This is a genomic window from Bounagaea algeriensis (assembly GCF_054491375.1).
On sequence record NZ_CM137102.1, the window covers coordinates 2,411,344 to 2,425,175 of the forward strand.

The 13,832-nt window shown below is 71.6% G+C and carries 9 protein-coding genes; 1 reads left to right on the plus strand and 8 read right to left on the minus strand.

The genetic code is table 11. The annotated features are described in order from the left end of the window. Window positions 1-38: 38 nt before the first annotated feature. From ACVGV2_RS10925 to ACVGV2_RS10950, 6 genes are all read right to left on the minus strand, one after another. On the minus strand, window positions 39-962 hold the full coding sequence (locus ACVGV2_RS10925) for a hypothetical protein (protein WP_459162260.1): 924 nt from the start codon (window positions 960-962) through the stop codon (window positions 39-41). A 641-nt stretch (window positions 963-1,603) separates the two neighbouring features. Then, on the minus strand, window positions 1,604-3,364 hold the full coding sequence (locus tag ACVGV2_RS10930) for an acetyl/propionyl/methylcrotonyl-CoA carboxylase subunit alpha (protein ID WP_459162261.1): 1,761 nt from the start codon (window positions 3,362-3,364) through the stop codon (window positions 1,604-1,606). Between the two features lie 150 nt (window positions 3,365-3,514). After that, complete coding sequence (locus ACVGV2_RS10935) at window positions 3,515-3,769, minus strand: acyl-CoA carboxylase subunit epsilon (protein WP_459162262.1); 255 nt, start codon at window positions 3,767-3,769, stop codon at window positions 3,515-3,517. Window positions 3,770-3,783: 14 nt separating this feature from the next. Beyond that, entirely contained in the window at window positions 3,784-5,421 is a 1,638-nt protein-coding gene (locus tag ACVGV2_RS10940) for an acyl-CoA carboxylase subunit beta (RefSeq protein WP_459162263.1), read from the minus strand. Between the two features lie 266 nt (window positions 5,422-5,687). Next, complete coding sequence (locus ACVGV2_RS10945; protein WP_459162264.1) at window positions 5,688-6,929, minus strand: TetR/AcrR family transcriptional regulator; 1,242 nt, start codon at window positions 6,927-6,929, stop codon at window positions 5,688-5,690. A 4-nt stretch (window positions 6,930-6,933) separates the two neighbouring features. Then, complete coding sequence (locus ACVGV2_RS10950) at window positions 6,934-7,458, minus strand: XdhC family protein (RefSeq protein ID WP_459162265.1); 525 nt, start codon at window positions 7,456-7,458, stop codon at window positions 6,934-6,936. Window positions 7,459-8,204: 746 nt separating this feature from the next. On the opposite strand from ACVGV2_RS10950, the gene ACVGV2_RS10955 reads away from it, so the two are divergent. Further along, entirely contained in the window at window positions 8,205-10,745 is a 2,541-nt protein-coding gene (locus tag ACVGV2_RS10955) for an ATP-dependent Clp protease ATP-binding subunit (protein ID WP_459162266.1), read from the plus strand. Between the two features lie 117 nt (window positions 10,746-10,862). Here ACVGV2_RS10955 and ACVGV2_RS10960 read toward each other — a convergent pair whose 3' ends face one another. Together ACVGV2_RS10960 and ACVGV2_RS10965 are read right to left on the minus strand one after the other, a co-directional pair. Continuing rightward, window positions 10,863-11,930 carry an aldo/keto reductase gene (locus ACVGV2_RS10960; RefSeq protein WP_459162267.1) on the minus strand — a complete coding sequence of 356 codons (1,068 nt, stop codon included), beginning with the start codon at window positions 11,928-11,930 and terminating at the stop codon, window positions 10,863-10,865. Window positions 11,931-12,065: 135 nt separating this feature from the next. Then, complete coding sequence (locus tag ACVGV2_RS10965; RefSeq protein ID WP_459162268.1) at window positions 12,066-13,757, minus strand: acyl-CoA dehydrogenase family protein; 1,692 nt, start codon at window positions 13,755-13,757, stop codon at window positions 12,066-12,068. Between the last annotated feature and the right edge of the window lie 75 nt (window positions 13,758-13,832).

Sequence of the window (13,832 nt, forward strand, 5' to 3'; positions counted from 1 at the left end):
GCCGCTCCCCTCGAGGCCCACCGCGGACGCGGCAGCGGTCATGCGGTGTGGCGCGGCGCTGGAATGTCGCGCTCTCCGGCGATCCTGGAGCGTCGCCAGCGCGCTCCGTGCTCGCTCAGGTGTGGACGGTCGTGCAGGATCACCGGCGAGGCCAGCATCGAGCGGTCCGCACCGTGGTCGTCGGTGAGCACCGGCCAGAGCCGACGGTGAACGCAGTCCCGCGCGATCGCTTCGGCCCAGTCGGGAGGGTCGAGAACGGACAGGAACCGGCCACGGGTCACCGACAGCAGCAGGTGCGGGCTGAGCAGCGAGCGGTGCAGCGCGTGTTCCCGGGGCGCGTGCCGTGTCCGGTCGTGTCCGTCCCCGTTGGACACCGTCGTGTTGACCAGTTCGAACCGCAGTTTCAGCAGCCCGGGAGGCTGGCGCTCGACGATGACGCGCAGTCGGGCGTCGACGGGCTGGCGCGTGCGCGTGATCCGGCCGCGTTGCACGTCGCCGTCGCCGTGCAGGAGTGCGTACTGCCGGGTGCCGGGCACGTGCAGGGGCTGGTCCACGGGACTGCGCTCCAGATCCCCGAGATCGCGGACGAGCACCTGGAGGTCGTGTTCGACTTCTTCGCGCCGGCTCGACGAGCCCGCCCCGCAATCGCGTTCGGCGACCGGTGCGAGCTCCGGGGGCCCGTCGTGCCCGGAAACGCGCTGTTCGACGTCGCAGTCCTGCAGTTGCAGGAACCGCAGCCGCACGCGCAGTTCCGCCGCGGGCTCGTCGAGCAGCAGGCAGTCGGTCGCCATCGTCGAGTCCTCGCCGACGTCGCGGGCCGCCGCGTCCGAGGGGAGGAGCACGCCGAACTGCCAGCGTAACGACTTCGGGGAGTCCACTGTTCGAGTCAGGGAGAACCGGGATCCCCTGTAGAGGACCGCCGCGGCGATGGCAGCGGCGCGGTCCTGATCGGAGTCGGACATCACGCCTCCCGCAGCGCGGAATCCACCCGGAGGGCACACCGCCCGCACCGCAGGAGCGCTCGGGCGCGCTGCGCGGCGTGCGCACGCGGCTGAACTCGCCGAACAGTCCAGTTCCGGGGCTGCCCAGCGGAGCGCTGGCGTGCGCGGGGGAACCCTCGCGGACGAATGATTCTCGAAATTGGGCGCACCGGGTGAGTATTGGTCCGCCGCACCGCTCCCGCAACTGCGCGGACCGCGGACCAGGCCCCCGGCAAGGCGCCACCGATCACGGGCTGCACAACCGAACGGGGCGGTTCGGCGTTGCCGCTCGAACCGCCCCACCGACGATCGTGTTCCGCGGAGTCAGGTGCGTAATAAGTGGTCGGACGCGTACGCCTCGAACAGTGCGCACGCGCACCCGACTACCTCGCACTGCCGTGCCGTGTTGCCGAGCAACGTTTCACCGCCTGCTGTCGATTCCGCGCATCGTGGTGACGACGCGTATCTGTTCGACAGCACTGTCCTATCACGGCAGCATCGATTTCGCCCGCTGACGAGAAGGGCTCCGTCCTGGTGCGGCGGCCGGGGCACGATCCATCCACAGTGGCCGAAGCAGCGACCGCACGTGCTGGGAAGAGTTGTCCCGAACGCGTGGGCGAGGGTCAGTTGATCTCGCAGAGCACCGTGCCCTGGGAGACCGAGTCCCCGGCTTGCGCCGTGAGCCCGCTGACGGTGCCGTCCTTGTGCGCCGTCACCGGGTTCTCCATCTTCATCGCCTCGAGCACGACCACGAGGTCACCGGCAGCCACCTCGTCACCGTCCGCAACGGCAGCCTTGACGACCGTGCCCTGCATCGGCGCGGTCACGGCATCGCCCGAAACGGTGCTGGCGGCCTTGCTCGCGGAGCGCTTGCGCGGCTTCGCCCCCTGTTTCGCCGCCGGCGCGGGCGCGGCGAACTGGGCGGGCAGGGACACCTCGAGACGCCGGCCACCGACCTCGACGGTGATCGTCTGCCGCTCCTCCTGCTCGGCGACGTCGGTCCCGCCGGTGTGCGGCTCGATCGTGTTCTCCCACTCGGTTTCGATCCAGCGAGTGTGCACCGTGAAGCCACCGACGGCCGTGAACGCCGGGTCGCGCAGCACGGCGCGGTGGAACGGCACGACCGTGGCCAGGCCGTCGACCTGCATCTCGGCCAGCGCCCGGCGCGACCGCTCGAGCGCCTGCTGCCGGTCGGCGCCGGTGACGATGAGCTTGGCCAGCATCGAATCGAACTGCCCGCCGACGACGCTGCCGGTCTCCACACCGGTGTCCAGGCGCACGCCCGGACCGGCGGGCGCGTGGAACGCGGTGACGGTACCGGGCGTCGGCAGGAAGTTCCGCCCGGCGTCCTCGCCGTTGATCCGGAACTCGATGGAGTGCCCGCTCGGCGCGGGATCGTGGGTGACGTGCAGCTTCTCACCGCTGGCGATGCGGAACTGCGCACGCACCAGGTCCAGGCCGGTGGTCTCCTCCGTGACCGGGTGTTCGACCTGCAGTCGCGTGTTGACCTCGAGGAAGGAGATCGTGCCGTCCTCGCCGACGAGGAACTCCACGGTGCCCGCACCGTGGTAGCCGGCCTCGCGGCAGATCCCCCGCGCCGCCTCGTGGATGATGTCCCGCTGGGCATCGGACAGGAACGGCGCCGGGGCCTCCTCGACGAGCTTCTGGTGCCGCCGCTGCAGCGAGCAGTCGCGGGTGCCGGCGATCACGACGTTGCCGTGCTGGTCGGCCACGACCTGGGCCTCGACGTGGCGCGGACGGTCGAGGTAGCGCTCCACGAAGCACTCCCCGCGCCCGAAGGAGCCCTCGGCCTCGCGCACCGCGGAGGAGAACAGCTCCGGGATCTCCTCCATCGTGCGAGCGACCTTCAAGCCGCGGCCGCCGCCGCCGAACGCCGCCTTGATCGCGACGGGCAGACCGTGCTCCGCGGCGAAGGCGACGACCTCGTCGGCGTCGGCGACCGGGTCCGACGTCCCCGGCACCAGCGGCGCACCTGCGCGAGTGGCGATGTGCCGGGCGGTGACCTTGTCCCCCAAGTCGCGGATGGCCTGCGGTGACGGGCCGATCCAGATCAGTCCCGCCTGCTGCACCGCCTGGGCGAAATCGGCGTTCTCGGACAGGAAGCCGTAGCCGGGGTGCACCGCGTCGGCGCCGCTGCGCCGCGCGGTCTCGACGAGCTTGTCGATGTTCAGGTAGCTCTCCCCGGCCGTGGCACCGCCCAGGGCGAACGCCTCGTCGGCCAGGCGCACGAACGGTGCGTCGGCGTCCGGCTCGGCGTACACGGCGACGGAGGCGATTCCCGCGTCGGCGCACGCCCGGATGACGCGCGCCGCGATCTCACCGCGGTTGGCGACCAGCACCTTGTTGATCGGCGTCACGTCCACAGTGGCCCACTCCTCTTGTTCCCGGCGCGACGCCGGAGTGTCGTTCGATCCATCAGCACGTGCTTCCCCACCTGGCAGGCCCTGCCCGGCATGCCCTGATCGGCAGGCCCTGACCGGCGGGCGCCGTCACTGCCGCTGTCACTGCGGCAGTCACTGCGGCAGCGCGGAGGCGCGCCAGCCGTCCGGCCCGGGCCGCAGCGGCCGCCGGCCGTGCGGCCACCGCAGTTGGACGTCCTGCGCGCCCCACCGGTTCAACCGCTCCGGAGCGGCCTGCGCCGGGGCCCCGGAACCGGCGACGCCGTGGAGCGCGGCGACCAGCGCGGCGAGTTCGGCGTCGTCAGGATTACCGCGCACCACCCGCAGCTCGGGGCGGGAGGCGGCATCGGCGGTTTCGTTGTCGGCCATCGCTTCCCTCCGGCTCACAGCGGGATGTTGCCGTGCTTCCTGGCCGGCCGGTCGTCCCGCTTCGTGCGCAGCATGCGCAGGCCGCGGGCGACGTAACTGCGGGTGTAGGACGGCGGGATGACCGAGTCCACGTACCCGCGCTCCGCCGCCTGGTACGGGTTGCACAGCGTGTCCTCGTACTCCTGCTGCAACCGCGCACGCTCGGCTTCCACGTCCTGCCCGTTCTCGGCGGCCTCGGACAGCTGCCGGCGGTACAGGATGTTCACCGCGCCCTGCGCGCCCATCACCGCGATCTCCGCGGTCGGCCACGCGAAGTTGAGGTCGGCGCCGAGGTGCTTGGACCCCATCACGTCGTACGCCCCACCATAAGCCTTCCGAGTGATCACCGTCACGAGCGGGACCGTGGCCTCGGCGTAGGCGTAGAGCAGCTTGGCGCCGCGGCGGATGATGCCGTTGAACTCCTGGTCGGTACCGGGCAGGAAACCGGGCACGTCCACGAAGGTCAGCACCGGGATGTTGAAGGCGTCGCACGTGCGCACGAACCGGGCGGCCTTCTCGCTGGCGTCGATGTCGAGCGTGCCCGCCAGCTGGGTGGGCTGGTTGGCGACGATGCCGACGGACCGGCCTTCGACGCGCCCGTACCCGACGAGCATGTTCTGCGCGAACAGCGGACCCACCTCGAGGAACTCCCCCTCGTCGACGACGCGGGAGATCACCTCGTGCATGTCGTAGGGCTGGTTCGGCGAGTCCGGCACGAGCGTGTCCAGCTCGCGGTCGGAACCGGTCAGCGACTCGGCGACCGCGCCCTGCTCGGCCGGGCCGTCGAAGACCGGCGGCTCGGTGAGGTTGTTCTCCGGCAGGAACGACAGCAGCTCCTTCACGTAGGCCACGGCGTCGTCCTCGTCCGAGGCCAGGTAGTGCGCGTTGCCGGAGGTCGTGTTGTGCGTGCGCGCACCGCCGAGCTCCTCGAAGCTCACGTCCTCACCGGTCACGGTCTTGATGACGTCCGGCCCGGTGATGAACATGTGCGAGCTCTGGTCGACCATGACCGTGAAGTCGGTGATCGCCGGTGAGTAGACCGCGCCCCCGGCGCACGGGCCCATGATCAGCGAGATCTGCGGGATCACGCCGGAGGCGTGCGTGTTGCGCTTGAAGATCTCCGCGTAGAGCCCGAGCGCGGCCACGCCTTCCTGGATGCGCGCTCCACCGGAGTCGTTGATGCCGATCAGCGGGCATCCCGTCTTCAGGGCCAGGTCCATGACCTTGACGATCTTCTCGCCGAGCACCTCGCCGAGGCTGCCGCCGAACACGGTGAAGTCCTGCGAGTACACGCAGACCCGGCGTCCGTCGATCGTCCCGTAGCCGGTGACGACGCCGTCCCCGTAGGGCCGGTACTCCGCCATGTCGAAGTTGTCGCACCGGTGCCGCGCGTGTTCGTCCATCTCGATGAACGAGCCGGGGTCCAGCAGCATGTCGACGCGTTCCCGCGCGGTCTTCTTGCCCTTGGCGTGCTGCTTCTCCACCGCGCGCTCGGATCCGGCGTGCACGGCTTCGTCGTTGCGGCGGTACAGGTCCGCCAGCTTGCCCGCCGTCGTGTGGATGTCGGGCGTGTCGACCGGTGGCTCACCGACCGGTTCCGTCGCGCTGCTCATCAACCAACCCAGTTCTCGTTCCCTGCAGTCCGCCTCGTGCCGGGTCGCGCGCTCCCCAGGTGCGGCGACCGCCCGGCCGCTGCCGGCACGCGCTCGTCGCAGCTCGCAACATCCGGATCCGCGAGGCCCGGGCGCACCGCGCCTCGCGGAAGGCTAGCCCGCCGAGCGCGCCGCAGTCAATTTCCAAGTGAGTCCACCCTAGACGACACTTACGGTGATCAGTCGAGTGCCCAGCGGTTTCCCGGAGTAAGTGAATAGACACTAGCTCACCACAGCGCAATCGGATCCTCGAGGACCGAGTCCAGCATCAACGCTGCCGCCGTCGACTCGAGAGCTGCGAGGTGGCGCGCGGAGCCCGTGCGCGCCAGATCGTTGGCCAGTGTCAGCGCTGCCTGCACGAGCACCCGCGCCCGCGCCGCGTCCAGCCCGGACCGCGCCTCGCAGAGCAGCCCGACCCATTCGGCCACGTAGGCGTGCTGCGTCTGCCGCGCGCGGTGCCGCTGCTCGTCCGGCAGGTGGTGCACCTCGCTGACGAGGATGTCGATGAACCGGCCGTGGTCGAAGGCGAAGTCGGTGTAGGTGTGCTGCAGCGCCCGCAGGGCGTCCGCGGGATCCGCGTGCCGCGCGAGCGTGCGCTCCAGTTCCACTTCGAGCCACGCCGAACCGCGCATGATCACCGTGTTGAGCAGTTCCTGCTTGCTGGCGAAGTAGTTGTACAGGCTCGGTCCCGACATGCCCGCCGCCGCACCGACGTCCTCGATGGTGACCTGGGTGTAGCCGCACTCGGAGAACAGCCGTGTGGCCGCCGAGAGCACGAGGCGGCGGCGCGAGGCGCGCGGGGGCACGGCGGCGTGCCGCTGCGCCTCCGCGCGTTCGTCCGGACGGGTGAAGCGGCGCGGGGGTTGGTCGAGCACGACCGCGAGCATCGCCCGCAGCAGGTGTTCGAACTGCCCGCGCGGCAGCTCGGCGCGGTGGTAGGACGGGCTGGTCAGCACGCTGAACAGGCACCACGCCCGGAACCACGCGTCCTCGCGGCTGAGCTCGGGACGGCGGCACCGGGCCACGCGCTCCAGCGCCCGGGCGACGCCGCGCAGCTCCTCGCGCAGCGTCTCCCGCTGCGCTGCGGGCAGGTGTCGTGCTTCCCGCTGCCAGAGCACGCCGAGCTGGCGGTGGTCGAGCGCCTGCGTGGCCAGCTCCGCCACGACGCGGTCCACGTCGGAGACCGCGAGGTGCTCGGCCCCCGCGCGCAGCGGGCGCATCTCGTCGAGCACGACCTCGGTCAGCAGGTGCTGCTTGCCGGCGAAGTGGCGGTACAGCGCCGAGGAGCGGACTCCGACGGCTTCGGCGATGTCGCTCATCGACACCTGGGCGTAACCCCGCCGGTGGAACAGCTCGGCCGCCGCCGCGGTGATCAGCGCCCGCCGGTTGCGCGGACGGGTGTTGCGCGGCGGCGCGCTCGTGCTCTCGATCTTGTGCGCCGAGTTCCTGCCCGTGGCGTTTCTGCTCATACCGTCACCGGTGGAAACCCCCGGCCCGACCGTTGCGGTCGGCCAGCAGCCCGGCCACGGTGGCGATCGCGATCTCCGCCGGGGCGCGCGAGCCGATGTCCAGCCCGATCGGGCGGTGCACCCGAGCGATGTCCTCCTCGGCCACTCCGAGCTCGCGCAGCGCCCGCACGTGCGGACCCTCGTGCCGCGGGTTGCCCATGACGCCGATCCACCGCACGGGCTCGCCGAGCACGTCGCGCAGCAGCGGACCGAGCTCCTGCCGGTGGTGGTCGGTCACCACGACGTCGGCGCTGGGCGCCCAGCCCGCGGCCGCGGACAGCACCGGCGCGCCGGATCCGCGGAATCCCTCCGCACGCCCGGCATCCGGTTCCAGCAGACGCACGCGGAACCCCGCGTCGGCGGCGTAGCGCAGCAGGTGCTCGGCGACCGGGGAGGCGAACGCCGCGACGAGCTCGCGGTCCGGGTGCTCCTGCGCGCCGTCGCCGTGGGCCACCGCGCAGGCGGGATCGTGTGCCGACTGCTCCGTCATGGCCACAGTGTGCCAGGGCACCCGAGGTCGCCGGACTCGTGATCTACGACGCTCGAGCTCCGGCGCCTGCCGCGCGCTCCGCTGCCGCACCCCGCGACCCCGCAGCTATCCCGCAGCAGCACGCCGGGGCCGTGTTCATCGCGCGTGCGCGGGCGGCTGCTCGCGGCGGAGCTGTCGACGCCGTGCCCAGCATTCGCCGCGCGCACGCGGGGGCGGGCTTGCGGCGTCATCGCACCTCGCGGCTGGAATACCCGCCGCCCTCGCGGAGTTGTGCGGGGTGAACCTGCCGGATGCGTGGAGCGTGCTCAGCGCAGAGCAGTCCACCCGGCAACAACGTTGCGCGTGCTCACCACCCGCCCGGCACGCCCCCGTCCGATCGAGCAGAGGTCCGACCGGGGCGCACCGCTCGGTGCCGCGGAGCAAGCTCACGTCGAGGACGACGCGGACCGGCCGGGCAGCACTGGGCAACCGGGCAGCACTGGGCGTCGCAGTTCTGGCGACCCGAGCAGCACCGGATACCCCGAGCAGCACTGGATACCCCGAGCAGTACTGGGCGAGCCAGCGCCGGGCGAGAAGGGACCGCCCGCTCGGAACACCCTCCGTACTCCCCCGCTGTGATCCTCGTCATGATCACTCCCTCTTGGAATGCCAGAGCATGCGCTAACGTTACTTGATAACAGTAGGCTCAATTTGATGGCGGCGAAGCCTGGCAATGAGGCTCAGCCCGCCCTTGCGAGGAGGAGACCATGCCGACCTTCTTCGGACCCATGGGTTCCGGCCAGGGCCCGTTCGACGAGTACTTCGCCCGCTTCTTCGGACCGCAGGGAGGCGGCCCGGGCGGCGGCGACGAGGGACGTCGTGTCAACCTGACCGATCTCCTGACCGAGCAGACCCAGCAGCTGCTCGCCGAAGCCGCCCGCTTCGCCCGCGAGCGCGGCCAGTCGGAGCTGGACGCGCTGCACCTGTTGTGGGCCGTGACGCAGCAGCAGCCCACCTCCGGCGTGCTGCGCCAGGCGGGGGTGGACGTGTCCGCGTTCGCCGACACGATCCGTTCCAACCTGCCGCCGGCCGCGCAGGCGGGGGGTGACGAGGCCGAGGCCGAGGTCGCCCTGACGCCCGCCGCGAAGACGGTGCTGGCCGGCGCCCACCGCGTCGCCCAGACGCTGGGCTCGACCTACATCGCCCCGACGCACGTGCTGCTGGCCATGACCGCGAGCAGCGACTCCGAACCGGGCCGGCTGCTCAACAACGCCGGCGCGAACCCCGAGTCGGTGCGTGCCGCGGCGCAGGCGCCGCAGCAGACCGATGAGCAGGCCCAGCAGAACAGCGACACGCCGACGCTGGACCAGTACGGCACCGACCTGACCGCCCGCGCCCGCAGCGGCGAGCTCGACCCGGTGATCGGGCGCGACCAGGAGATCGAGGAGAGCATCGAGATCCTGTCGCGGCGCACGAAGAACAATCCGGTGCTCGTCGGCGAAGCCGGTGTCGGCAAGACGGCGGTCGTCGAGGGCCTGGCCCAGCGCATCGTCGACAACGACGTGCCGGAAGCGCTGTCCGGGCAGCGCGTGGTCCAGCTCAACCTGTCCGGCATGCTGGCCGGCACCCGCTACCGCGGTGACTTCGAGGAGCGGATGACCAAGGTCATCGACGAGGTCACCGAGCAGGACAACCTGATCGTGTTCATCGACGAACTGCACACGGTCGTCGGGGCCGGGGGCGCGGAAGGCGCCGTCGACGCCGGCAACATGCTCAAGCCCCGGCTGGCCCGCGGCGAGCTGCACATCGTCGGTGCGACCACGCAGGAGGAGTACCGCAAGAACATCGAGAAGGACGCGGCGCTCGAGCGCCGGTTCCAGCCGGTGCGCATCGGCGAGCCGAGCGTGGAAGACGCGGTCGAGATCCTGCGCGGACTGCAGGAACGCTACGCCGAGCACCACGGCATCCGCTACAGCGCGGACGCCCTGGACGCGGCTGTTCGGCTGTCCGACCAGTACCTGACCGACCGGAATCTGCCGGACAAGGCCATCGACCTGCTCGACCAGGCCGGCGCCCGCAAGCGCCTGCTCACGGCCTCGCCCGACAGCCGCGTCGGCCAGCTGCGGCAGCGCATCGAAAGGCTGGAGCAGCAGAAGGACTCGGCCGTCGCCGAGGAGGACTACGAGCGGGCCTCGGGGCTGCGCGACGAGATCAGCACGGCGCAGTCCGAGCTCGACCAGCTGTCCTCCGAGTCCGGAGAGGCGCACTCGGAAGTGGAAGTCGCCCGTGAGGACATCGCGGCAGTGGTCTCGCGCTCAACCGGCGTGCCGGTCGAGCAGATGACCACGGCCGAGAAGGAGCGGCTGCGCAACCTGGAGACCGAGCTGCACAACCGGGTGGTCGGCCAGGACGACGCGGTGCACTCGCTGGCCCGTGCCGTGCGGCGCTCCCGCAGCGGCCTCGGCGAACCCGGCCGCCCCATCGGCAGCTTCATGTTCCTGGGACCGACCGGCGTCGGCAAGACCGAGCTGGCCAAGGCGTTGGCGACCACGCTGTTCGGCGATGCCAAGCGCATGATCCGGCTGGACATGAGCGAGTTCCAGGAGAAGCACACGGCCAGCCGGCTCGTCGGGGCGCCCCCGGGCTACGTCGGCCACGGCGAGGCCGGTGAGCTGACCGAGTCCGTGCGGCGCAACCCGTACTCGGTGATCCTGCTCGACGAGATCGAGAAGGCGCACCCGGACGTGTTCAACACGCTGCTGCAGGTGCTCGAGGACGGCCGGATGACCGACGGTCAGGGTCGGACCGTGGACTTCAGCAACACGGTGCTGATCATGACCAGCAACCTCGGCGCGGACATCGTCTCCAGCAAGTCGGGCCCGATCGGCTTCAAGTCCGACGAGAGCTCCGAGTCCGACTTCGCGGAGCGGATCATGCCGCGCCTGCGGGAGGAGTTCCGCCCGGAGTTCCTCAACCGGATCACCGAGATCGTGGTCTTCCGCAAGCTCAGCAGCGACCAGCTGCGGACGATCACCCGGATGCTGCTGGACCGGACCGTGCAGCGTCTGGCGGAGCGCGACATCGACATCGAGTTCAGCGACGCCGCGGTCGACTGGATCGCCGAGCGGGGCTACCAGCCCGAGTTCGGTGCCCGGCCGCTGCGCCGGACGATCGAGCGGGAGGTCGACGACCGGATCAGCGACCTGCTGCTGGACGACGAACTCGACGAGGGCGGTCGACTGCGGGTCGACGTCGCCGACGGTGGACTGACCGTCACGACGAACACCCGGACGGCCTCGGCCGCCTGAGGCCGCTGAGGTCGCAACGGTGACGTCCCGGCGGTGACACCCCGGCGGTGACACCCCGGCGGTGACCAGGGCGGGCCCACCCGTGGTGGGCCCGCCCTTCGCGTGCCGCGGGCCGGTTCAGGGCACGCCTCCTGGCTCGGCGTCCCCGATGGGCACCGCGCCGGCGACGATCCGATCGATCTCGCCGAGGTCATCGGCACCCAGCTCGACCTCGGTCGCGGAGGTGCTCTCCGCGATGGTGCGGGCGTTGCGCGCCCCCACGAGCGCGACGTGCACCCCCGGCTGCGCGAGCACCCACGCGATCGCGAGCTGGCCGAGCGAGGTCCCCCTGCGCTCGGCCAGCTCGCCGAGACGGTCCACCACCACCAGGTTGCGGCGGAGCGCCTCACCGGCGAACGCCGGGGAGTGCTTGCGCCAATCGGCCTCGTCGAAGATCGTGTCCTCGCCGAGCCGCCCCGTGAGCAGTCCACTGGCCAGCGGATCGCCCGCGAGCACGCCGATGTCGCGCTCGCGGGCGCGGGGCAGCACGGCCTCCTCGAAGCCCCGCCGGAACAGGTGGTACGGCAGTTGCAACGTTTCCACCGCACGTGCGCGCTCGAAGGCCGCCAGCTGCCCGGCGTCCAGCTGCCCGGTATCCAGCTGCCCGGTATCCAGCTGCCCGGCGTCCAGCTGCCCAGTACCCAGCTGCCCGGTGTCCGTCCGCCCCGAATCCGGCTGGCCGGGACCGTGACAGGAGACCCCCGCGTGGCGGATCTTGCCCTCCGCGACCATTTCGCCGAGCGCCGCGGCGGTTTCCTCCGGAGACGCGTCCGGATCGGACCGGTGCACCTGGTACAGGTCGATGTGCTCGACCGCCAGGGCGCGCAGGCTCGACTCGACGTCCTGCCGCAACCGGGCGCGTCCCGCCCCGCGCGGAGGTTCACCTCCCGGGGCGGTCCCGCCCTCGGCGACGATGACCACCTCGTCGCGGTTGCGGTCCAGTTCGTGCCGCAGGGCGCGCCCTAGGATCCGCTCCGCCGGGCCCCGCGCCGTGTCGAACAGCGTGACGCCGAGCTCCCGGGCGTGCTGAACGGCGGTGATGGCGGCATCCTCATCGAACGAGCCCCGCTCACCGCCGAACTGCCACGTCCCGCAGGCGATGCGTGAGACCTCGAGGCCGGATCTGCCGAGAGTCGTGTACCGCATGGCTCCCATCGGACAGCAGCCTGCGCTGACTCGCAGCGTTCGAAAGGGAACCCACCATCGCCTTCCTCCGGGGCGATCACGGCACCGCCACCGACTCCCCCCTCCGCTCCACGTGACGGGCGCTGGTCCGCGCGGTCAATGCCGCGCGAGGATGTCCGCGCACCGGGTCCCGCCGGGCAGCGCCCCGTACTCGCTTCCCCGTTCCGGCCCGAGGCGGGAGGCGAGGAACGCCTCGCTGACGGCGTTCGGGCTGCAGCGGGCCAGCAGCGAGCCTTGCAGCGCCAGCGCCATCGTCTCGACCAGGCGCCGCGCGTGCAGCTGCGCGGTGCCGGTGTCCGACTCGCCCACCTCGCGCAGCAGCGCCCGCAGCCGATCGAGGTGCTCGTCGAGCAGCGGGTGGAACCCGCGGGCGCGGTTCACCTCGTGCTCGAAGGCCTCCACCGCGGCGGGCTCGCGGGCCATCGCGCGCAGCACGTCGAGCGCGATGACGTTGCCGGAGCCCTCCCACACGGCCATGACCGGTTGTTCGCGGTAGCGGCGGGCCAGCGGGAAGGATTCGGTGTAGCCGTTGCCGCCGAGGCATTCGAGCGCCTCGTAGGCGTGCTGCGGTCCGCGCTTGCAGACCCAGTACTTGGCCACGGCGGTGGCCAGGCGCCGGAAGCCGCGTTCGGTCTCGGCGGCGTCCGCGTCGTGCGCACGGGCCAACCGCAGGCCCGTGACGGTCGCCGCCTCCGATTCGAGGGCGAGGTCGGCGAGCACAGCGCGCATCGCGGGCTGGTCGACGAGGGTGCGGCCGAACGCCTCCCGCTGGCGGGTGTGCCACAGCGCCTCGGCGAGCGCTTCGCGCATCCCCGCGGCGCTGCCGAGCACGCAGTCCAGGCGCGTGCGGTTGACCATCTCGATGATGGTGCGCACCCCGCGGCCAGGTTCTCCGAGCAGGACGGCCAGCGTGCCGTCCAGTTCGATCTCGGCCGAAGCGTTGGACTTGTTGCCGAGCTTGTCCTTGAGCCGCTGGATGCGGAAGGCGTTGCGGGTGCCGTCGGGCAGCACGCGCGGCAGCAGGAAGCACGAGAGCCCTTCCCCACCGCGGCCCCGCGCCTGGGCGAGGACGAGGAACGCGTCCGACATCGGTGCCGAGCAGAACCACTTGTGGCCGGTGAGCAAGTACTCCGCGCCCGGCCCGCCGGCGCCGGCGGGCACCGCGGTGGTGGTGTTCGCCCGCACGTCCGAACCGCCCTGCTTCTCGGTCATCGCCATGCCGAACAGCGCCGAGGTCTTCTGCGGACCGCCCGGATCCGGCGCGTAGGAGCGGGACAGCAGGCGCGGCATCCACTGCTCGGCGACCTCGGGTTGCAGCTGCAACGACGGCACCGCGGCGTTGGTCATCGTGACCGGGCAGGCGTGTCCCGGCTCGACCTGCGCGAACAGCATGAACGCGGCGGCACGCGCCACGTTCGCCCCGGCACCCGGCTGCTCCCACGCGCCGGTGTGCGCGCCGTGGGCGACCGCGGCCGAGATGATGCGGTGGTACCCCGGGTGGTACTCGACCTCGTCGACGCGGTGCCCCCACCGGTCGTGCGTGTGCAGCGCGGGCGGTTGTTCGTGGGCCAGTTCGGCGTCGCGGCGGAACGCGGCTGTGCCGACGAGCACGCCGATCTCGGTGAGCCGTTCGCGCGCCCAGCCGGCGTCGTGGCGCTCCACGGCCTCGTCGAGCACCCGGTTCAGCGCGTACTCGTTGACGTCGGCGCGCGGGGCGGGCTGGTTGGTCACGTCGTGCGTGCGGTGCGCGGCCGGTCCCGTGCCGGCCTGCTCGGACGAGGTGGTCATGGCGCTCCCTGCTGCGTCGGGCGGCCGGCGGAGTAGGACGTCGGAGTAGGACGTCGGGGTGGAACGTCGGGATGG